This window comes from Microbacterium sp. APC 3901 (assembly GCF_030407765.1).
In the GTDB taxonomy this organism is placed as follows: Bacteria; Actinomycetota; Actinomycetes; order Actinomycetales; family Microbacteriaceae; genus Microbacterium.
In genome coordinates this window covers 105,338-126,269 of sequence record NZ_JASDCU010000009.1, presented here as the reverse complement: position 1 = coordinate 126,269, position 20,932 = coordinate 105,338, and the positions used below count along the sequence as shown (strand labels likewise).

Here is a 20,932-nt window from a genome sequence, read left to right as displayed (position 1 = left end):
TCGATCAGCCCTCCGTGAGAGCGACGTATGCGTCGCGGTCCATCAGGCCGTCGAGCGCACCGGCGCCGACGGAGACCTTGATGAGCCAGCCTCCGGCGAACGGCTCGGCGTTCACGAGCGAGGGGTCGTCGACGACGGCGTCGTTGATCTCGACGACCGTGCCCGTGACCGGGGCGTAGAGCTCGCCAACCGACTTGGTCGACTCGATCTCACCCACGACCGAACCGGCGGTGACCTCGGTGCCGACGGCCGGGAGCTCGACGAAGACGACGTCGCCGAGCTTGTCGGCCGCATAGTCGGTGATGCCGATCGTCACGGCATCGCCGTCAGCGGCGATCCACTCGTGCTCGTCGGTATAGCTGAGTGCGTTGAGATCGGTCATTTCATCCTCCGGTAGAAAGGCAGGGCGGTCACGGTCGCGGGGATCCTGGTTCCCCGCACATCAAGGAATACTGCGGTTCCCGCCGCAGCGGAAGAAGGGGCGACGTAGGCCATCGCGATCGGATGACCGAGTGTCGGGCTGAGGGCACCACTCGTGATCTCACCGAGGACGACACCGTCTGCGTCGACCACCGAGTACCCTGCTCTTCCCGCGCGCTTGCCCTCGGCGACGAGACCGACGAGCACGGGAGCATCGGATGCGGCATCCACCGCTCCCTTGCCGATGAAGTCGTCTTTGTCGGAGATGACGACCCGGCCGAGCCCTGCCTGCGACGGCTTCGTCTCGCGCGAGAGCTCGTGACCGTAGAGGGGCATGCCGGCCTCGAGCCGCAGGGTGTCGCGCGCCGCGAGACCCGCGGGGACGAGCCCGTGCTCCTGGCCCGCCTCTACGAGTGCGTCCCACAGGGCGGGCGCATCGGCGACTCGCACGAGCAGTTCGAATCCGTCTTCGCCGGTGTACCCGGTGCGTGCGAGGAGCAGGGGCGCGCCGAGGAACGTCGCGTCGGCCCACGCGTAGTACTTCTGCTCGCCCCACGGGGTGCCGAGGTCGGAGATGCCCGTCGTGGACGACAGGATCGCCTCGGAAGCCGGCCCCTGCACGGCGAGCAGAGCGTACTCGTCTGAGACGTCCTCGACGTCGACTCCTCTGTCTCCGATGAATCCGGCGAAGCTGCGGTCCTCGCCCTCGGCACGGGCGGGCATCTCGCGCTCGATCCGCGACGGGAACGAGCGCACCCGTGAGGCGAATGCCGAGTCGACGAAGCCGCGGTTGCCTGCGTTCGCGATCACGAGGAAGCGGTCCTGCGCGAGCCGGTAGACGATGACATCGTCGATGATCCCGCCGTCCTCGGCCAGCATCAGCGAGTACTTCGCCTTGCCCACCGACATTGCCGACAGTCGGCCCGCGAGCGAATAGTCGAGGAAGTCCCCGGCGAAGTCGCCGGTGACGAGGAACTCCGCCATGTGGGAGATGTCGAAGATGCCTGCAGCCTGACGCACGGCATGGTGCTCGGCGAGATCGGACGTGTATCGCACCGGCATCTGCCATCCGCCGAAGTCGGTGAACGACGCGCCGAGCGCTTCGTGGCGATCACGCAGAGGAGTGTAGCGAGGGTCGGACATGGAGTTCTCCCGGGCTGGGTCGGGCGGAGCAGCGACGCTGCTCCTGGGAACTCCCCCTCTGTCATGGGCCTGAGAGCTTCGCCCAGAGACTGGGCTTTCACCGTCGGCGGAGCCCGAGCGCTAAAACTTCGCTCGTTATCGCTTTTCAGAGTGGCCGGAACCGCGCGGTACGCGTACCTGAGAGATTGGCGGGGAGGCTTGCTCCTTCGGTGCCCGGCTGCGTTCGCCGGGGCTCTCCCGCGTGGGTCATTCGGCCTGTCTTCAGTTGTGGCCTCAGTCTAGCTGGTCGATGTCATCGGCACAGGCCTCAGAAAGCCGCGCTCTCCCGTGGCCGTCGAACGGACGGACACGGGAGAGCGCGCAGGGCGAGGATGCCGTCAGCGGCCTGCCAGTTCGGCTCTGACTTCGTCGCGCAGTCGTCCGAGATTCTCGGGTTCGGGCGCGGCGCCCAGAAGCGTCTTCGTGTACTCGTGCTGCGGATTGAGGATGACGTCGTCGGCGGGGCCGCGCTCGACGACATCGCCCTTGTAGAGCACCATGATCTCGTCGCTGAAGTGGCGGGCGGTGGCGAGGTCGTGCGTGATGTAGAGCACCCCCAGGTTCTCCTCCCGCTGCAGATCGGCGAGCAGGTTCAGCACCCCCAGACGGATCGACACGTCGAGCATCGAGACCGGCTCATCCGCGACGATGAATCGCGCGCCCGGCGCCAGCGCCCGCGCGATCGCGACACGCTGTCGTTGGCCGCCCGAAAGCTCATGCGGGCGGCGTTCGGCGAAGCTCTCGCCGGGTGACAGCCGCACGCGCTCGAGCAGCTCGATGGCGCGCGCCCGTACCTGGGCGCTCGAGAGCTTCGGATGATGCAGTCTGATCGGGCGCTCGAGGTGATGGACGATCGTGTGGAACGGGTTCAGCGAGGCGAACGGATCCTGGAAGACCATCTGCACCTGCGAGCGGTACGCCTCCACGGCGCGGCCCCGCATGCCCGAATCCTTGCCGTCGAGCAGGATCTGTCCGCTCGACGGCGTCTCGAGCTTCATCAGCATCCTGGCGATGGTCGACTTGCCCGACCCGGATTCGCCGACGAGGGCGACCGTCTTTCCCGCCTCGATCGTGAACGAGACGTCCTTGACGGCGTGCAGGACCGACGTCTTGAGGCCGGATCGCCGCGTGAAGTCCTTCACCAGGTTGCGTGCCTCGAGGGTGTGAGTGCTCATCGGATCTCCTCCTGACTGGGCTGGTTGCCGGTGCGGACGAAGTCTCCACGCTCGCCGGTCAGACTCGGGAAGCTCGACAGCAGCTTCTTGGTGTATTCGTGCTTCGGGGTGCGGTAGATCTCCTCCGCCGTGCCCTCTTCGACGATCTGCCCCTGGAGCATCACGGCGATGCGGTCGCTGATCTCGATCAGCATCGGGAGGTCGTGGGTGATGAAGATCACCGCGAACCCCAGCCGCTCGCGCAGCCGCATGATCTCGCGGATGATCCCCCGCTGCACGACCACGTCGAGCGCCGTGGTCGGCTCGTCCATGATCATCACCTGCGGATCCAGCGCGAGCGCCATGGCGATCATCATGCGCTGGCGCATGCCACCCGAGAGCTCGTGAGGGAAGCTCGTCAGCCGTGACGGGTCGACGCCGACGAGAGTGAGGAGCTCCTCGGCCCTCGCCTGCTTGTCCTTTTTGGACATGCCGGGGCGATGGGTGTCGAAGATGTCGAAGATCTGCGCCCGGACGCTGATCACCGGGTTGAGCGAGTTCATCGCGCCCTGGAACACCATCGAGATCTTGTCCCAGCGGAATGCCCGCAGGCCGTCTCCGTCGAGGGCGACGATGTCGATATCGTGGCCCTCGCGGTTATGGAACACGATCTCGCCACCGGTCATCAGCGCCGGTGCCTTGAGCAGCCGATTCATGCCGTAGGCGAGCGTCGTCTTGCCGCAGCCCGATTCGCCGGCCAGACCCAGGATCTCTCCTCGGTTGAGTGTGAGGGAGACATCGCGCACCGCCTTCACGGGCGGGTCGACCTCGTACTCGATCGACACGTGGCGTGCGGTCAGAACTGCTTCCGGAGCGCTCATGCGGCGAGTCCCTTCGTCTTGGCCGCCTTGCGCACACGGCGTGCCGCATCCGGCGCGTTGCGGAGCTTGGGGTTGATGACCTCGTCGATCGCGAAGTTGATGAGTGCGAGTCCCGCTCCGAGCAGAGCGATCATGATTCCCGGTGGGACGAACCACCACCACGCGCCTCGGCCGAGCGCCTGGCCCGACTGCGCATCGTTGAGGATGGTCCCCCATGTGATCGACGAAGTGGGGCCGAGACCGAGGTAGGAGAGACCGGCCTCGCCGAGGATCGCGAAGATGATCGCGAACAGGAACTGCGCGGTGAGCAGCGGCAGCAGGTTCGGCATGATCTCGACCAGGATCACCCGGAAGGACCTCTCGCCCGCGACCTTCGACGCATAGACGTAATCACGGGTCCGGAGTGAACGAGTCTGCAGACGCAGCACGTAGGCGGCGCCGGCCCAGGACGTGATGCCGAGCACGAAGGCCACGAGCTGCCAGTTGCGCTCCGGGACGAACGATGCGATCACCATGACCAGCGGCAGTCCGGGAATCACGATCATGACGTTGGTGAGCAGTGCGAGCGCGTCCTCACGCCATCCGCCGAGGTATCCGGCGAGAACCCCGAAGAGAAGAGACAGGATGATGGCGATGCCGCCGGCGACGACGCCGACCAGGAGCGACCCCTGCGCGCCGATCGCGAGCTGGGCGAACATGTCGTTGCCGAGCTTGGTGGTTCCGAGCCAGTGCTCCGGAGACGGCGGGAGCAGGGCCGGGTTGTCGGTGCTCCTCGGATTCTGCGAGAAGATCGGCGCGATGATCGCGAAGAGCACGATCGACAGGACGATGACAGCGCCGACGACGAACTTCGGCGAGGTGATCGGGAGCACGCGGCGGCGCTTGCGCCCCCGCTGGGTCGCCAGCGAGATGGTGCTCGCGGGCTGGGTCGTGGGCTGATCCTTCGTGATCAGCACTGCGTTCTCGGTGTCAGACATTCTGGCGAGCCCTCGGGTCGATGAAGCCATAGACGAGGTCCATGATGAAGTTGGCGGCGAGCACCGTGATGGTGATGACGAGGAACAGTCCCTGCATCAGTGCGTAGTCGTTGTTCGTGACCGCCTGGAACATCAGCTTGCCGATGCCCGGATAGGTGAACACCTGCTCCATGACGATCGATCCGGCCACGACGAATCCCAGGGTGATCGAGAAGCCTGCGATCGAGGGGATCGCGGCGTTTCGGGCCGCATAGGTGGTCATGATGCGACGAGGACGGAGTCCCTTCGCCTCGGCCGTGAGCACGTAGTCCTCGGCCATGGTCTGCACCATCATGTTGCGCATTCCGAACATCCAGCCGCCGACCGACGAGATGACGATCGTCAGGGCGGGAAGCAGTGCGTGCGAGAGCGCATTCGTGAAGAACGCCCAGGTCGGCTCAGGTCCGTCGGGGAACTCGAAGACGTCGTATCCGCCGAAGATGGGGAACCAGCCGAGTCCGACCGCGAACACCGAGACGAGGAGCAGCGCCATCCAGAAGTACGGGATCGACTGCAGCACGGTGGTCGCCGGGATCAGGTGGTCGACCCAGGTACCGCGCTTCCACCCCGCCCAGGCGCCGAGAGCGACGCCGAGGATGAAGGAGATCACCGTCACCGTGCCGACGAGGATGAGCGTCCAGGGCAGCGCCTGGCCGATCAGCTCGCTCACCGGCGCGGGGAATTTCGTGACGGAGATGCCCAGGTCCCCCTGGAACATGCGACCCCAGTAAGCGATGTACTGCTCCCAGAGAGAAGAGTCATCGCCGCCGAGAAGCAGCTTGATGTTGCGGATCGTGGTCTCGGAGACCTCGCCGCCCGCTCGCTGCATCTTGGCGATCATGATGTCCGCCGGGTTCCCCGGCATGAGCCGGGGAAGCAGGAAGTTGAGTGAGATCGCGGCCCACAGCGTGAACGCGTAGAACCCGATTCTTCGTGCATAGAATTTCATGTCACTGACCTTGCTTCCTGCTCCCCCGACTCATTCGCTTACTTGACCGGCTCGAGCTGCGTCAGGACGTAGCCCGCTGCGATCGCTCCCCAGGACGGCGGGAAGGCGTAGAGGTCCTCCTCGGTCGGCCACCCCGTGAAGTCCTTCGTGTTGTAGAAGGTCTGCGTCGCGTTGATCACGAGCGGGATGTAGGGCAGGTCGCGCACGATCTCGGTCTGGATCGTGGCGTACAGCTCCTTCTTCTCGGCCTCATCGTTCGTGCTGATGGCCGACTGGATGGCGGTGTCGACCACGGGGTTGCTGTACCGGCTGAAGTTCCAGCGGCCGGCAGGCACCTCGGCGCCGACCGGGCTGGTGGACTCGACCGCCGTGCCGCCGAACCAGTCGCGGTAGATCTGGAATGGGTCGGCCACGGACGTGCCGATCACCCCGCCGACGATCAGCTGGAAGTCGCCGCCCTGGCGGGCGTCGGAGAACTCCTGCCACTGCACCGTCGATGCCGTGACCTTGATGCCGGCTGCTTCGGCCTGCTCGGCGATCAGCTTCGCGGCGTCGTTGTAGTCTGTCCAGCCGTCGACCGAGATCAGGCTGAGCTCGAGCGGCACGCCGTCCTTCGCGTAGTAGTCGCCGTCCTTGGTGTAGCCGGCAGCCTCGAGGATCTCGCCCGCCTCTGCGGCGTCCGCCTCCTGGGGGCTGACCTCGTTGGCCGAGTCCGCGACCCACTTCTCATCACGCGGCAGGAGAGCGAAGGTGGGCGAGATGTCGCCGGTCAGGCCGACGAATGCCTTGTCCTTGATCGCCGCACGGTCGATGGCGACGTTGAGCGCCTGGCGAACCGCGACATCGGTCTGCGGACCCGCGCAGCCGAGCTCGGCGTTCGAGCAGGTGTAGAGCACCGTCGGGTCCTGCGGGGTGTTGATCCACTCGATCGCGCCGTTGCCCGTGACGTCGTCCGGGTTCGGGATGAACATGCCCGTCCAGTCGAGCTTGCCCGCGGCGAGCAGGTCCTGAGCGGTCTGGTTGTTGTCGACCGCGATGTACTGGACCTTCTTGACTCCGAGCTCGTCGGCGTCGCGGAAGTTCTCGTTGGCGACGAGCGTGTACGACTCGCTGGTCGTCTTGTCGACCACGTAGGCGCCGGAACCGACCGGCTCCTCGTTGGCGAAGTTGGCGAAGTCGGCGACCTCCGACCAGACGTGCTCGGGAAGGATGTAGGTCGACCCGAGGCGCTGGAACTCGGTCGTGTACTGCGCGGTCGTGTAGGTGAGCACGACCGTCGTGTCGTCCGTCGCCTCGGCAGAGACCAGACCGTTGCCCTCGGGGTTGTTCGCCTCGTAGGAGAACGAGAACGCGACATCGGCCGCAGTGAGCGGCTCTCCGTCACTCCATGTGAGGTCGGGCTTGATGGTGATCGTGATCGCCGTGCCGTCCTCGTTGTACTCGAACGAGTCGCCGATCAGACCGATCGGTTCGGCATCGGCCGTCTTGTTGAAGAAGAACAGCGGCTCGTAGATCGGCCCGAGCGCGCCGTGGAGCACGGTCGGGGCGAACGGGTTGTAGTTCGCGGTGATGGGGGTCTGGCTGCCGGCCCACACACGAAGAGCCCGGTCGCCGTCGCCGCCGCTCCCCTCGTTGCCGCCGCCTGCGCCACAGGCGGTCAAACCCAGGGCGAGGACGGATGCCCCCGCCACAGCGGTGAGCGCGATCTTGCGCCTTCCGTTACGGATCATTCTGTATTTCCTCTCGGTGCTGCACTGCAGGAGGGATCTCCGGATGGAGCCGAGCCCCGAGCGGGACTCGTGACAGATCCCCCGAAAGGGATTTGTTAGGACAGTAACCTAACAAATAGCCAACATGGCAACAAGACTCCGGAACGCTGGTATATAACGTTTCGGCCTCGCGTGCGTCGCGGCGTCATATGCGCCCACTAAAGGTCGCGAAGACACTAAGATCGTCCTCGGAGGTTAGGGTACCCATGACTCAAACCAGAGGCATCGATGTCGCCGTGTCGACCGTGATCCTCACGCTGCGTCGCACCGACGACGGCGCGGCGGTGCTCGCGTTGCCGCTGGTGCTGCGCACCCGGGAGCCGTTCGCCGACCAGTGGGCTCTGCCCGGTGGATGGCTGACTCCGACCGAATCCCCCGTCGACACCGCCGCCCGAACGCTCGCGGAGACCACGGGGCTCACCCCCAGCTACCTCGAGCAGCTCTACGCATTCGGGGCCGTCGACCGCTCCCCCACCCGCGTGGTGTCGATCGTCTACTGGGCGCTGCTGCGGCAGGACGACGTCGATGCGCAGAGCGCCGCGCATCGCGCATCCGGTCTCGCTCCCGAGAACGTCCGCTGGTTCGATCTCGGCGACCTGCCGCCGCTCGCCTTCGACCACCGGAAGATCGTCGACTATGCCCTCTGGCGCCTGCGCAGCAAGGTCGGGTACAGCCGCGTCGCCCATGGGTTCCTCCCTGCGGAGTTCACCCTCGCCGACCTCCGCGAAGCATACGAGGCGATCCTCGGCAAGCACCTGGATCCGGCCAACTTCCGCCGTCAGGTCGAGTCCGCCGGCAACCTCCTCCCCACCGACCGGTTCCGCACCGGCAGCCACCGACCCGCCCGCCTGTACCGATACAACACCGACGTCGAACTGGCCGATCGCGGCCCGCTCGGCCCAGAGGAGACGAGCACCCGATGAGCATCACCTTCGTTCCGACGCCGTCCGTCCCGCCGATCGACGCCTCCGTCGACCACACGATCCAGTCGATCGTGTCGGGAGCATCGACAGATGCGACATGCACGACCGATCTCGCCGTGGGTCCCTGGGACTTCGATTCCCGCCCCGGCTACGGCCCTGGTTCGTCGATGGGCGACGTCATCCCGACCGGGGCGCCGCGGCAGGGAGAGCTCCCCGCCGAGTACCGCGAGGCGAGCGAGGACGACCTCGACGAGCGCATCCGCGCGGCGAAGGCGACGCTCGGCGACCGTGCCGTCGTCCTCGGACACTTCTACCAGCGCGAAGAGGTGGTGCGGCACGCCGACTACGTGGGCGACTCGTTCCAGCTCGCGACCGCCGCGAAGGAGCGACCGGATGCCGAGGCGATCGTGTTCTGCGGCGTGCACTTCATGGCCGAGACGGCCGACCTGCTCTCCGGCCCTGATCAGGCGGTGATCCTGCCGAACCTCGCGGCCGGGTGCTCGATGGCCGACATGGCGGACATCGATCAGGTCGAGGACTGCTGGGAGCAGCTCGCCGATGTGCTCGGCGACCTCGACGCGGAGGACGAGGACGGTCTGGTGCCGGTCATCCCCGTCACCTACATGAACTCCTCCGCAGCCATCAAGGGCTTCGTCGGCCGACACGGCGGCATCGTCTGCACCTCGTCGAACGCGCAGACCGTGCTCGAGTGGGCCTTCGAGCGCGGGCGACGAGTGCTGTTCTTCCCCGACCAGCACCTCGGACGCAACACCGCGAAGGCGATGGGCGTGCCTCTCGAGCAGATGCCGATGTGGAACCCCCGCAAGGCGCTCGGCGGCTCTTCCGCGGCCGAGCTCATCGACTCCCGAGTGATCCTGTGGCACGGATTCTGCTCGGTGCACCGTCGGTTCACCGTCGACCAGATCGACCAGGCGCGGGCGGAGCACCCCGGCGTGCGCGTGATCGTGCACCCGGAGTGCCCCATGGCCGTCGTCGACGCGGCCGATGAGGCGGGATCGACCGATTACATCCGCCGAGCGATCGCCGCGGCGACCACCCCGACGACGTTCGCGATCGGCACCGAGATCAACCTCGTGCGCCGCCTCGCGGCGCAGTTCCCGCAGCACGAGATCTTCTGTCTCGACCCGGTGGTGTGCCCCTGCTCGACGATGTATCGCATCCACCCCGGGTACCTCGCCTGGGTGCTGGAAGAGCTCGTCGCGGGTCGCACCCCGAACCGGATCACGGTGACGGCCGATGTGGCCGACCCCGCTCGCATCGCGCTCGAGCGGATGCTGGCGGCGAAGCCGCCCGTGGTGGCGAGCGCACGATGAACGTCATCGTCGTCGGATCGGGGATCGCCGGACTGACCGCAGCACTGCATGCGCGTGAGGCCGGGCACTCGGTCACCGTCATGACGAAGGGCGCGATCGGCGACGGCTGCACGGGGTACGCACAGGGTGGCGTCGCCGGGATCTACGGCGCCAATGACTCGGCGGCGCAGCACGCGGCCGACACGATCGCCGCGGGGGCAGGGCTCTCGGCTGCGGCCGCCGTCGAGGTTCTCGTGCGAGACGGCGCGGCACGGATCGCCGAGCTGATCGCCCGAGGCGTCGCATTCGACCGGTCGCCGGACGGCGAGCTCCTGCTCGGACGCGAGGCCGCTCACCGTCACGCCCGCATCGTCCATGCGGGCGGCGATGCCACCGGAGCGGCGATCGCGCAGGCTCTGGTGGCGGCTGTCCGCCGCGCGGAGGTCACCGTGGTCGAGGGCGCCTTTCTCGCCGACGTGATCGTCGACGGCGGCATCGCGCGTGGCATCCGCATCGTGGTCGACGGCGCGGCCTCCGATCTGTCAGCGGATGCGGTGATCCTCGCGACGGGCGGCGCCGGTCACCTCTACGCCCACACCACGAACCCCCTGGGCGCCACGGGAGACGGCATCGCCGCCGCACTGCGCATCGGCGCCGCGGTCGCGGACCTCGAGTTCGTCCAGTTCCATCCGACGATCCTGGCCGAGGGCCCCGCGTTCCTCGTCTCCGAAGCCGTGCGCGGCGAAGGTGCGACCCTGATCGACGCGACCGGTCGGCGATTCGTCTTCGACACTCACCCCGACGGCGAACTCGCCCCCCGGGATGTCGTCGCCCGGGCGATCGCCCGACAAGCCGCACGGCAAGGCTCCCCCGTGCAGCTCGATGCGACGATGATCAGCCGACCCCGGCTCGCAGATCGGTTCCCGACCATCGATCGGATCACGCGTGAGCGCGGTTTCGACTGGGCGTCCGAGCCGATTCCCGTGACACCGGCAGCGCACTACCTCATGGGCGGCGTCGTCACCGATCTCGACGGACGCACGTCCGTCGAGCGTCTCTTCGCCGTGGGCGAGGTCGCGCGCACGGGTGTGCACGGAGCGAATCGCCTCGCCTCCAATTCCCTGCTCGAGGGCGCCGTCTTCGGCGCTCGCGCGGCGGCAGCGCTCGACGCGCCCTGGCCGCATCCTCCCTTGGTCGCGCACAGCGATCCTGCGAACGACACGAGGCACGAAGACGGCGCGGACTCGGACGACGCGGATGCCCGCATCACCGTGTTCAGTCGCGCTGCACTCCAGCGATTGATGTGGGACCACGTGGGCCTTCTGCGCTCGGAAGACGGCCTCCGGCATGCCGTGGCCACGCTGGATCGCTGGCTCGCTGCGGCTCCCGAGCCGACGTCCGTCGCCGATCGCGAAGACGCGAACCTGCTCCTGCTCGCCGAGGCGACGGCATCCGCCGCTCTCGCCCGCACCGGCTCGATCGGTGCGCACTTCCGCGATCCCCTCGCCGCACCCCTCCTGGAGACCGTCTGATGCTCACTCCCGCCCACATCACCCGCGTCGTCGGCGCAGCGCTCGAGGAGGACGCTCCCTGGGGCGACCTCACCAGCACGACGCTGCTGCCCTCGGATGCCACCGCGACCGCCGACCTGGTCGCTCGTGAAGCGGGGATCTTCAGCGGAGGCGACGTGTTCTCAGCGGCGTTCCGCCTCACCGATCCCACGATCTCGATCGATGTGCACGTGGGTGACGGTGATGCCTTCGCTGCGGGTGACGTGCTCGCCTCGGTGTCGGGACCCGCCCGAGGGATCCTCACGGCCGAGCGCATCGCGCTGAACTTCACGCAGCGGATGAGCGGCATCGCGACCGTCACCGCCGCGTACGTGCGCGCGGTCGAGGGAACGACGGCACGCATCGCGGACACGCGGAAGACGACTCCAGGACTCCGCGCCATAGAGCGGCACGCCGTGCTCTCGGGTGGCGGACACAACCACCGCCACTCGTTGTCAGACGCGGTGATGGCCAAGGACAACCATCTCGCGGTGCTGAAGCGCTCGGGCGTCGACCTCGCCCCCGCTCTGCGAGACGCTCTCTCGCGCCTGCCCCACACCACCCACGTGGTCGTCGAGGTCGACCGGCTCGATCAGATCCCGGCGGTGCTCGACGGCGGCGCACACACTGTGCTGCTCGACAACTTCTCGCTCGACGAGCTGCGCGCGGGAGTCGCGCTGATCGGCGACCGTGCGCAGGTCGAGGCCTCGGGGGGCGTGACCCTCGACACGGTCGCCGGGATCGCGGCGACCGGGGTCGACGTGATCTCGGTCGGCGCGTTGACCCACTCGGCGAGGGCGCTCGACCTCGGCCTGGACGTGCGGATCGACTGACGCGAATGCTGTATCTCGACCATGCCGCGACGTCCCCGGTTCGCCCGGAGGTGCTCGAGGCGATGCGGCCGCTCCTCACCGGGGTGTACGGCAACCCGTCGAGCCACCACACCTACGGGGAGGCTGCCGCGAACGCGCTCGACGAGGCACGCTCGCGGGTCGCTCGGGTTCTCGGCATGCGCTCCGGAGACGTGATCTTCACCTCAGGCGGAACGGAGTCGAACAACCTCGCGGTGAAGGGGATCGTGCTCGCTGCCCTCGCTCGCGGCCGCCACCACCTGGTCGTCTCGCCCATCGAGCACGAGTCGATCCTCGAGTCCGCCGACTACCTGCGCCGCTTCCACGGCGTCGAGGTCACGGCGGCCCCGGTCGACACCCTGGGGCGGATCTCCGCATCCGCGCTGTCGCAGGTCCTGCGCGACGACACTGCACTGGTGGCCCTCGGGCACGCCAACAACGAGATCGGCACGATCCAGGACGTGCCCGCACTCGCAGCAGTGGCCAGAAGCGCAGGCGTACCGCTGCATGTCGACGCCGTGCAGTCGGCGGGATGGCTGCCACTGGCAGACCTCGGCGCGGATGCGGTGGCGGTGGCCGGACACAAACTCGGGACGCCGAAGGGCATCGGAGCGCTCGCCGTGCGGGGGCGCGTCGCGCTCGAACCCCTCATGCACGGAGGCGGCCAGGAGCGAGGCCGCCGCTCGGGCACCGAGAACGTCGCGGGAGCGGTGGCCCTCGCCACAGCGCTGGAGCTCGCCGACGCCGAGCGCGACGGGGTGAGCACTCGGCTCAGGGCGTCGACCGGACGGTTCATCGCGGCGGTGCACACGCTCGTGCCCCAGGCGTCGCTCACCGGCGACCCGGTGGCGCGGCTTCCCGGCACGGCGAGCTTCACGTTCGCCGGGGTCAGCGGTGAAGCCGTCCTGCTCGAGCTCGAGCGACGGGGTGTCGTGTCGTCGAGCGGCTCGGCGTGTGCCGCCGGAAGCGATGAGCCTTCACATGTACTCCTTGCGTGCGGCGTGTCCCCTGCGGTCGCACAGACCTCCGTGCGGTTCACGTTCGGACGGGAAGCGCTGCCGCCCGATCTGCCTGAGCGGCTCGCCGCGCTGGTGGCCGAGTCGGTGCGTGCCGTCGCTCATCACTGAACGGCGTGAGCGGCACGTGCGGCCATAGACTCGGCTGGTGACCGCATCCGCCCCGATCGTGACCCTGATCGTTCCCGGCCGCGACATCGGCGCCTTCGCTCCGGCTGCACTCGACTCGCTGCGCTCGCAGTCCGAGTCCCGGTGGCGCGCTCTCCTCATCGACGACGGCTCCGTCGACGACACCGGAGAGATCTTCGCCGCAGCGGCCGCGTCGGATCCGCGGTTCCGAAGCCTGCGGCATGAAGCGTCCCGAGGACTCGGCGCCGCACGGAATGTGGGCCTCGACCTGGTCGACACCCCGTTCGTCGGGTTTCTCGACGGCGATGACGAGCTCACCTCGACGGCACTCGAGCGCCTCCTCGGCACCGTCACCGACACCGGCAGCGATTTCGTCGCCGGCGCCTACGTGCGGTCGCGCTTCGACGGCGAGCGCTATGTCCCCGGTCGGGTGCAGCCATGGGTGTCGGCGGCGACGTCTCCGGCGCGGCTGCGCACCACGATCATGGAGCACCCGCGCGCGAGCGCCAACATCGTCGCATGGTCGAAGATCAGCCGCACCGACTTCTGGAGCGGCCTCAGGTTTCCCGAAGGCGTGGCCTATGAAGATCAGGTGGTCGCGCAGCTGATGTACACGCGCGCCCGCAGCTTCGACGTGATTCCCGACACCGTCGTGAACTGGCGTCTGCGGGCCGACGGCACCTCGATCACGCAGAGTCGAGCGCAGCTCCCGGTGCTGCGTGACTACCTCGACGCGCTGCGCGGCGGAATCCGAGTGCTGCATGAGGTGGGTGCTCGGGCCGCCGTCACGGCCCGGCTCGAGCTGATCCTCACCATGGACGTGCCTCCGCTGCTCGAGATCGCACGCACGCACGCCGATCCGGCGTATTCGGCGGAGATCGACGCGTTCGTCGCCGAGATCGACGCGCTCCCCGAGCGCTCCGACGCCCGCCCCGATCCCGCACTCACCGCCGCCCTGGCGTGGTGAGCCCCGCCATCAGGAGACCCGTGAACCAGTATCTCGCTGATCTGTTCTCGCTCGAGGGCCGCACAGCGGTCGTCACGGGCGGAAGCTCAGGCATCGGACGAGGCATCGCGACCGCACTCGCGAGAGCTGGTGCTTCCACGGTGATCGTCGCGCGCGGCGATGCCCGGATCACCGAGACCGTCGCCGAGCTGACTCGCACCGGATGCCGAGCGGCCGGCGTCGTCGGCGATCTCAGCTCTCGGGAGGGGATCCGCGCCCTCGCCGAAGCTGCCACCGAGCCGTTCGGCGAACCCGACATCCTCGTGAACTCCGCCGGGATCAACATCCGTCCGCCGTTCGCCGAGATCACCGAGGACGACTGGGACGCGACGATGACCGTCAATGCGCTCGCCCCGTTCCTGCTCGGACAGCGCTATGCCACGGGCATGGCCGATCGCGGTTTCGGGCGCCTGATCCACGTCAGCTCGCAGCAGGCGCATCGTGCCTTCGTCGGCAGCGGCGTCTACGGGGTGTCGAAGGGAGCCGTGGAGTCGCTGATGCGCTCGGAGGCCGAGGCGTGGGGCGGCACCGGCGTCACGAGCAACACCCTCGTGCCCGGTTTCGTGCTCACCCCCCTCAACGCGCGGTTGCAGGAGGATCCGGAGCAGATCGCGGCGCTCGCCGCCCGGACGATGATCGGCCGCAACGGGCTGCCCGCAGACTTCGCGGCGGCAGCCGTGTTCCTCGCCGGTGTCGGCTCGAGCTACGTCACGGGGCAGTCGTTGTTCATCGACGGCGGGCTGTCGGTGCACTGAGCGCGCCTCACCCCTCGGCCGGGTACACCCGCTCGTCCGCGCGAGGCACCTCCAGCAGCGGAACCGGAGCGGTGAGCGCATCGACCGCATCCGCCCCGGCCGAGTCATCCGGCGCCCGGTCGGCTCTGCGGTCGACGAGTGCGGCACGCATTCCTCCCGAGACCGCCGTCTCGATGACCATCTCCGTGTCGAGCACGCGCGACGCGGCCACCTGCTGCGCGGCGAGCTCGGCGTAGAGACCGCCCAGGGCGAGGAGTTCGGCATGCGTACCCGACTCGACGATCAGCCCGGCCTCGACGACGTGGATGACGTCCGCACCCATGATCGTCGAGAGTCGGTGCGCGATCGTGAGGGTCGTGCGCCCCTTCGCCGCTTCGTCCAACGCCTCCTGCACGACGCGCTCCGATACGGTGTCGAGCGCGGAGGTCGCCTCGTCGAGAAGAAGCACAGGCGGGTCCTTCAGCAGCACGCGAGCGATCGCGATGCGCTGCTTCTCGCCACCGGAGAGGCGGTAGCCCCGCTCTCCGACCACCGTGTCGTAGCCGTCTTCGAACCCGCTGATGATGTGGTGGATGTTCGCCGCGGTACAGGCCGCGATCATCTCCTCGTCCGTCGCCTCCGGGCGGGCGTAGAGCAGGTTCTCACGGATCGTGGCGTGGAACAGGTAGGTCTCCTGAGACACGATGCCGACCTGATCGATGATCGACTCCTGAGTGAGGGTCTTCACGTCCGCACCGGCGAAGAGCACGGCGCCGCCATGCGCCTCATACAGCCTCGGAGCAAGGTACAGCACGGTCGTCTTGCCGGCGCCCGACGGACCGACGAATGCGACGTGCTGCCCCGGTTCGGCGACGAACGACACGCCCTGCAGCGTGGGACGAGCGTCCGGCGCCGCATCCGGGTATCGGAAGACGACATCCGCGAACTCGATCCGCCCGCGCGGCCCCGGTGCTTCGGCGACCGCGATCGCATCCGGAGCGTCCTGGATCTCGGGCACGAGGTCGAGGTACTCGAAGATGCGCGCGAACAGCGCGGATGACGTCTGCAGGTCGAGCGACACCCGCATGAGACCCATCAGAGGTTGCAGCAGACGCGCCTGGACGGTCGTGAACGCGACGACCGTGCCCGCGGTGATCGCGCCGGTGCCGCCGGCGATCAGGTACCCCGAGACGAGGTAGATGACGGCGGGGACGCTCGCCATCAGCACCTGGACGACGGCGAAGAAGCCCTGGCCGCTCATCGCCCGCCGCACCTGCAGGACCACCTGGTTGCGGTTCTCGGCCTGGTAGCGCTGGGATTCGGTGCGCTGGCGATTGAACGCCTTGGAGAGCAGCATGCCCGAGACGCTCAGCGTCTCCTGCGTGATCGAGGTGAGCTCCGAGAGGGACTCCTGCGTCTCTCCGGCGATGCGCGCACGCACCTGGCCGACGCGGCGTTGCACGATGATCAGGAACGGCATCAGCACGACGGCGATCAGGGTGAGGCGCCAGTCGATCAGGATCATCGCGACGAGCGACGCGATGACCGTGACGACATTGCCGAGGATGCTGGTGACGGTGTTCGTCAGCACTCCCGAGACGCCGCCGACGTCGTTCTGCAGACGGGACTGGATCACCCCCGTCTTCGTGCGGGTGAAGAACCCGAGCTCCATCGCCTGCAGATGCTCGAACAGGCGCACACGGAGGTCGCCGGTGACGTTGTTGCCCACCGTCGACGTCAACCACGTCTGGGCGACGCCGAGAACAGCCGACAGAAGGAACAGGGCGACCATCCCGCCGACGAGCCAACCGAGGAGCTGAAGCTGCGGGCCCCCGCCGTCGACCGGGAAGAGCGCGTCGTCGAAGATGCGCTGGACGATCAGCGGAGGGATCACCGCGATCGCGGCTCCGATGACGACCAGCACGCCGGTCCAGAAGATGCGCCACCGGTAGGGGCGGAAGAGCGCGACCACCCTGGCGCCCAGACCGCTGATCCGCGGAGCCTCGGCATTGAGTCGACGCTGCGCACTCTCGTCCACGCCGCGGAATCCGCCGCGTCCGCCACCCATGCTCATCTCGCCAGCGTAGTCAGCGCCGGAGACGTCGGGATCGGATCTCCTCCCTGGTCATCCGCTGAGAGCGGATTCACCCGGATCCGGAATGGAATGTCCGAAGCTGTGGTTACGCTGAATGGTCCCCGCGCACTCGCGCGACCCTCCCCTCTTTTTTCTCGTGCCCAGGAGGCCGTATGTCTGCCGTCGACACCGGTTCGATCACCACGCCCCCCGCTGCTGCCGCCGGAGGCGAGATCGCCCGCAGCGACATGCGGGTGATCTGGCTTCTCCTCGTCGCCGCGTTCGTCGCCATCCTCAATGAGACGACGATGGGGATCGCGATCCCCCATCTGAACACCGATCTGGGCATCCCGCCCGAGCTCGGCCAGTGGCTGACGAGCGCGTTCATGCTGACCATGGCCGTCGTGATCCCGACGACAGGGTTCATCCTGCAGCGGTTCACGACGCGCCAGGTCTTCATCGCCGCGATGACCTCGTTCTCCCTCGGCACCCTCGTCGCTCTCGTGGCACCCGGTTTCGAGATCCTGCTGCTCGGTCGCGTCATCCAGGCCGCCGGCACCGGCATCATGATGCCGCTGCTCATGACGACGATCATGAACGTCGTACCGCCGCAGTCGCGCGGTCGCATGATGGGTCGGGTCGGCCTGGTCATCTCGCTCGCCCCCGCGATCGGCCCGACGCTCGCGGGAGCAGTGCTCGAGACGCTGCACTGGCGCGCTCTGTTCGCGATCATCCTGCCCATCGCCCTCATCTCGCTCTTCATCGGCGTCAGGTGGATGACGAACCTCGGCGAGACGCGCAAGGTTCCGCTCGACGTGCTCTCCATCCCGCTCGCGGCACTCGGCTTCGGCGGCATCGTGTTCGGTCTCAGCCAGTTCGGCGGCGAAGGCGGCTCCGGTGAGGCCGCCGGCGTCACCGCACTCGTCGTGGGTGCCGTCGCTCTCGCGCTGTTCGTGTGGCGTCAGCTGGTGCTGCAGCGGATCGACGACGCGTTGCTCGATCTGCGGGTCTTCCGCTCCGCCAACTTCACGTTCGCCGTCATCATCATGGCGATCCTCGCACTGTCGATGTTCGGCACGCTGACTCTGCTTCCCCAGTATCTGCAGAACGTCGCCGGGCTCAACGCGCTCGAGTCCGGCCTGATCCTGCTGCCGGGTTCGGTGCTGATGGGCCTTCTCGGACCGCTCATGGGTCGTGTCTACGACGCACGAGGAACGCGCCCGCTCTTGATCCCCGGGACGATCCTCGTCTCCGCAGCGCTGTTCTACTACTCGACGGTCGGAGAGCACACCGTGTGGTGGGTGCTGATCATCGTGCAGGCCGCGATGTCGGTCGGGCTCGCGATGTCGTTCACTCCGCTGTTCTCGGCATCGCTCGGATCGCTGCCGCGTTCGCTGTATTCGCACGGCTCGGCGGTGCTGAACACCCTCCAGCAGGTCGGCGGGGCAGCCGGTGTCGCGGTCCTCACCGTGACCTACTCGGCGATCCTGCACGCCGGAGAGGCCGAGGGGCTCGACACGGCCACCGCCGGAGCACCGGGTGCCCGGATGGCTTTCCTCATCGCCGCGATCATCTCGCTCGCCGCCGTCGCGCTCAGCGCTTTCGTCCGCAAGCCTGCGGACGATGTGGCCGACGCCATGCACGGCGGCCACTGACCGTCACCGCTGCGGCGGCGTCTGATCGCTACTGCGTCTTCGGCGCAGGGAAGTGGCAGACGCCGTCGCTGCAGTATCCGGCAGCGGCGTCGTCGAGCAGGTTCGGAGTTCCGGTCAGCGGCTGAAGCACGGTCGGTGCGTCCTGCTCGGCGGAGTCCTGTGTCTTGGCCATCATTCGATGGTACGCCTGTGTCGACGGGATGGCGCGAAAAGGCCCTCGTCGGACGACAGCGGATAAACAGGAGCTCTGCTCTACGGTTGACGAGTGCTCAAACGACTCCTCGCCCGCCTCTTCTGGGCAGTCAGCCGCTGGACCCTCACCGCCGAGGCGACTCCGACGCGACCCACCATCCTGATCGGTGCGCCGCACACGTCGAACTGGGACTTCGTCCTCATGCTGGCGATCGCGTGGCGGCTCGACATCGAGGTGCATTGGCTCGGCAAGAGCAGCCTGTTCCGGGGCTGGCGAGGGCCGATCATGCGCGGTATCGGCGGCATCGCGGTCGACCGAGCCGACCCGGCACGAGTCGTCAAGGATGTCGTCGCGCAGGTGCACTCCGGCAGCGTCTTCGGTCTCGTGATCACGCCCGACGGCACTCGCGGGGGCAACGAGTACTGGAAGTCAGGCTTCTACCGGATCGCGCGTGAGACCGGGATGCCGGTGACACTCGGATTCGTCGACCGCACCACGATGACCACGGGCCTCGGCCCCACCTTCGAGCTGACGGGTGACGTCGCGACTGACATGAACAGGATCCGCGCCTTCTATTCGGACAAGGCAGGCCTGCGTCCGGAACGCCGGACGACACCCCGACTGCGCGAGGAGCAGGCCTCCGACGAGAGCTGAGCGCGTGGAGTCAGTCGGATTCCTCGTCCGCGATCTCCGAGCGTGTCTCCGAACGCGCGTACTCGAGGTCTTCGTCCGAGAGCGTCTCGGTCATGCCGACCACCGCGCCTGTGATCGTCCGGATCTCGGCTCGGGCCCGCTCGCTCAGCTGCGGCGCCGACTCCCCGAGCACGTCGACCCGCGCCTCGAGCGACAGCTCTGACCACCATTCCCGGATCGGGGGAAGCGTCATCATGATCTCCTTCTCGGTCGAGGCACAAGCCGCTGGACAGGATCCGAGGCCTCCCGCGAGACTGGCGGCATGGATCCCGATGAACGACCCGCGCCACCCGCGGAGCTCGACGACCTCCGCGACGGACGAGATGAGACGCGCAACGAGCGCGCAGACCGCAACTGGGAGGAGCTGCTGCAGGAACTGCGCGTGATGCAGACGGGCACCCAGATCCTGACGGGCTTCCTGCTCGCTGTGGCGTTCACTCCCCGCTTCGAGGACATGGACGAGTTCCAGCGAGATGCGTACGTGGTGCTCGTGGGTCTCGCCGCGGTGGCCACGATCCTCGCGCTGGCGCCCGTGGGCATGCATCGGGCGCTGTTCGGTCGCCGCCGCAAGCCCGAGCTCGTGCGCGTGGCCGCTCGCATCGTGAAGATCGATCTCGTGGCGATCGCCGCACTCACGATCGGCGTCACGACCCTCATCATCGACTTCACCGTCGATCGCTCAGCCGGGCTCATCGCGCTCGTCTCCTCGTTCGTGGGTGTGCTCCTGCTGTGGCTCATCCTGCCCCGCCTCGTGCGGCGCGAGGCCGAGCGAGGCGGGGCGGACGACGAAGCCTGAGGCGAGGCTCCCCCGCAGAGGTCAGTGACCGGCCGGTGTGCGGTTCTCGGCGCTGACCATCCACGCGAACTGCTCGAGACTCTCGAGCACCGCGTGCAGGATGTCGGCGGATGTGGGGTCTTCTTCATCGACTTCATCGTGCACGTCGCGGATCGTCGCCACCACGGCATCCAGACGCGCCGTCACGAGGTCGATCGTGTCGGTCGTCGAGACCTCGCCCATCGGGAACGCGGGGAGCGACGTCGACTCGGCGATCGTGTCTGTGCGACCGTCGGGCACCGCGTGCAGCGCACGCATGCGCTCTGCGACCGTGTCGCTGAATGTGCGCGCGGCGTCGATGATCTCGTCGAGCTGACGATGGGTGTCGCGGAAGTTGCGACCCACGACGTTCCAGTGCGCCTGCTTGCCCTGCAGCGAGAGCTCGATCAGATCGACGAGCACCAACTGCAGATTGGCGGCGAGCGTCGCCGATGCCGTGAATCCCTTCTCGGCGTTCTGTCGTCTGGTCGTCTTCGCTCCGCGCTTGGATGCGTTGCCGGTCTTGGACGCGGTCTTCTCAGCCATGGAGTCCTCCTGGGGTTGGGACTGCGAGGCTAACCCCGCGCGCCACCCGCATCGAGGGGGTTGA

Annotated in this window: 21 protein-coding genes and 1 riboswitch; of the genes, 10 read left to right on the top strand and 11 right to left on the bottom strand. The window is 67.7% G+C overall.

Going from position 1 to position 20,932, the window contains the following annotated elements; all coding sequences use genetic code 11:
* Positions 1–4 precede the first annotated feature (4 nt).
* The 7 genes from gcvH to QMA07_RS10215 all read right to left on the bottom strand — a co-directional run bounded on the left by gcvH (position 5) and on the right by QMA07_RS10215 (position 7,332).
* Positions 5–382, bottom strand: a complete 378-nt coding sequence (gene gcvH / locus QMA07_RS10245; RefSeq protein ID WP_290161509.1) for a glycine cleavage system protein GcvH — start codon at positions 380–382, stop codon at positions 5–7.
* Positions 379–1,563 carry a glycine cleavage system aminomethyltransferase GcvT gene (locus QMA07_RS10240; RefSeq protein ID WP_290161507.1) on the bottom strand — a complete coding sequence of 395 codons (1,185 nt, stop codon included), beginning with the start codon at positions 1,561–1,563 and terminating at the stop codon, positions 379–381. Before QMA07_RS10240 ends, gcvH begins: the two co-directional genes overlap by 4 nt.
* A gap of 155 nt (positions 1,564–1,718) precedes the next feature.
* Positions 1,719–1,813: riboswitch (glycine riboswitch) on the bottom strand.
* Positions 1,814–1,940: 127 nt separating this feature from the next.
* Positions 1,941–2,777, bottom strand: coding sequence for an ATP-binding cassette domain-containing protein (locus QMA07_RS10235; RefSeq protein ID WP_290161505.1), 837 nt, complete (start codon positions 2,775–2,777; stop codon positions 1,941–1,943).
* On the bottom strand, positions 2,774–3,637 hold the full coding sequence (locus QMA07_RS10230; RefSeq protein ID WP_290161503.1) for an ABC transporter ATP-binding protein: 864 nt from the start codon (positions 3,635–3,637) through the stop codon (positions 2,774–2,776). Before QMA07_RS10230 ends, QMA07_RS10235 begins: the two co-directional genes overlap by 4 nt.
* Entirely contained in the window at positions 3,634–4,614 is a 981-nt protein-coding gene (locus QMA07_RS10225; RefSeq protein WP_290161501.1) for an ABC transporter permease, read from the bottom strand. Before QMA07_RS10225 ends, QMA07_RS10230 begins: the two co-directional genes overlap by 4 nt.
* Positions 4,607–5,602, bottom strand: a complete 996-nt coding sequence (locus tag QMA07_RS10220; RefSeq protein WP_290161499.1) for an ABC transporter permease — start codon at positions 5,600–5,602, stop codon at positions 4,607–4,609. Before QMA07_RS10220 ends, QMA07_RS10225 begins: the two co-directional genes overlap by 8 nt.
* A gap of 38 nt (positions 5,603–5,640) precedes the next feature.
* Positions 5,641–7,332, bottom strand: coding sequence for an ABC transporter substrate-binding protein (locus QMA07_RS10215; RefSeq protein ID WP_290161497.1), 1,692 nt, complete (start codon positions 7,330–7,332; stop codon positions 5,641–5,643).
* Between the two features lie 245 nt (positions 7,333–7,577).
* Between QMA07_RS10215 and QMA07_RS10210 the strand changes: the two genes are divergently transcribed.
* The 7 genes from QMA07_RS10210 to QMA07_RS10180 are packed head-to-tail and all read left to right on the top strand — an operon-like array spanning position 7,578 to position 14,914.
* On the top strand, positions 7,578–8,294 hold the full coding sequence (locus QMA07_RS10210) for an NUDIX domain-containing protein (RefSeq protein ID WP_290161496.1): 717 nt from the start codon (positions 7,578–7,580) through the stop codon (positions 8,292–8,294).
* Positions 8,291–9,628, top strand: coding sequence for a quinolinate synthase NadA (nadA, locus tag QMA07_RS10205; RefSeq protein WP_290161495.1), 1,338 nt, complete (start codon positions 8,291–8,293; stop codon positions 9,626–9,628). Before QMA07_RS10210 ends, nadA begins: the two co-directional genes overlap by 4 nt.
* Positions 9,625–11,139 carry an L-aspartate oxidase gene (nadB, locus tag QMA07_RS10200; RefSeq protein ID WP_290161493.1) on the top strand — a complete coding sequence of 505 codons (1,515 nt, stop codon included), beginning with the start codon at positions 9,625–9,627 and terminating at the stop codon, positions 11,137–11,139. The genes nadA and nadB overlap by 4 nt, the downstream gene beginning before the upstream one ends.
* Positions 11,139–11,990, top strand: coding sequence for a carboxylating nicotinate-nucleotide diphosphorylase (gene nadC, locus QMA07_RS10195; RefSeq protein ID WP_290161491.1), 852 nt, complete (start codon positions 11,139–11,141; stop codon positions 11,988–11,990). The genes nadB and nadC overlap by 1 nt, the downstream gene beginning before the upstream one ends.
* 5 nt (positions 11,991–11,995) lie before the next feature.
* On the top strand, positions 11,996–13,135 hold the full coding sequence (locus QMA07_RS10190) for a cysteine desulfurase family protein (protein WP_290161489.1): 1,140 nt from the start codon (positions 11,996–11,998) through the stop codon (positions 13,133–13,135).
* Positions 13,136–13,172: 37 nt separating this feature from the next.
* Positions 13,173–14,120 carry a glycosyltransferase family 2 protein gene (locus tag QMA07_RS10185; RefSeq protein WP_290161487.1) on the top strand — a complete coding sequence of 316 codons (948 nt, stop codon included), beginning with the start codon at positions 13,173–13,175 and terminating at the stop codon, positions 14,118–14,120.
* 20 nt (positions 14,121–14,140) lie between these two features.
* Entirely contained in the window at positions 14,141–14,914 is a 774-nt protein-coding gene (locus QMA07_RS10180) for an SDR family oxidoreductase (RefSeq protein WP_290161485.1), read from the top strand.
* Positions 14,915–14,921: 7 nt separating this feature from the next.
* On the opposite strand, the gene QMA07_RS10175 is transcribed toward QMA07_RS10180, so the two are convergent.
* Positions 14,922–16,967, bottom strand: a complete 2,046-nt coding sequence (locus tag QMA07_RS10175; protein WP_290161482.1) for an ABC transporter ATP-binding protein — start codon at positions 16,965–16,967, stop codon at positions 14,922–14,924.
* Between the two features lie 173 nt (positions 16,968–17,140).
* Here QMA07_RS10175 and QMA07_RS10170 point away from each other — a divergent pair, with 173 nt between their 5' ends.
* Entirely contained in the window at positions 17,141–18,622 is a 1,482-nt protein-coding gene (locus tag QMA07_RS10170; RefSeq protein ID WP_290161480.1) for an MDR family MFS transporter, read from the top strand.
* Positions 18,623–18,650: 28 nt separating this feature from the next.
* Here the strand turns inward: QMA07_RS10170 and QMA07_RS10165 are convergent, their stop codons facing one another.
* Positions 18,651–18,794 carry a hypothetical protein gene (locus QMA07_RS10165; RefSeq protein ID WP_290161478.1) on the bottom strand — a complete coding sequence of 48 codons (144 nt, stop codon included), beginning with the start codon at positions 18,792–18,794 and terminating at the stop codon, positions 18,651–18,653.
* Positions 18,795–18,887: 93 nt separating this feature from the next.
* On the opposite strand from QMA07_RS10165, the gene QMA07_RS10160 reads away from it, so the two are divergent.
* Positions 18,888–19,469, top strand: a complete 582-nt coding sequence (locus QMA07_RS10160) for a 1-acyl-sn-glycerol-3-phosphate acyltransferase (RefSeq protein ID WP_290161476.1) — start codon at positions 18,888–18,890, stop codon at positions 19,467–19,469.
* 10 nt (positions 19,470–19,479) lie between these two features.
* On the opposite strand, the gene QMA07_RS10155 is transcribed toward QMA07_RS10160, so the two are convergent.
* A complete protein-coding gene (locus tag QMA07_RS10155; RefSeq protein ID WP_290161473.1) occupies positions 19,480–19,701 on the bottom strand; it encodes a hypothetical protein in 222 nt (73 codons plus the stop codon).
* A gap of 69 nt (positions 19,702–19,770) precedes the next feature.
* Between QMA07_RS10155 and QMA07_RS10150 the strand changes: the two genes are divergently transcribed.
* Entirely contained in the window at positions 19,771–20,304 is a 534-nt protein-coding gene (locus tag QMA07_RS10150) for a DUF6328 family protein (RefSeq protein ID WP_290161471.1), read from the top strand.
* A 21-nt stretch (positions 20,305–20,325) separates the two neighbouring features.
* Here the strand turns inward: QMA07_RS10150 and QMA07_RS10145 are convergent, their stop codons facing one another.
* Positions 20,326–20,868, bottom strand: coding sequence for a DNA starvation/stationary phase protection protein (locus QMA07_RS10145; RefSeq protein ID WP_290161469.1), 543 nt, complete (start codon positions 20,866–20,868; stop codon positions 20,326–20,328).
* Between the last annotated feature and the right edge of the window lie 64 nt (positions 20,869–20,932).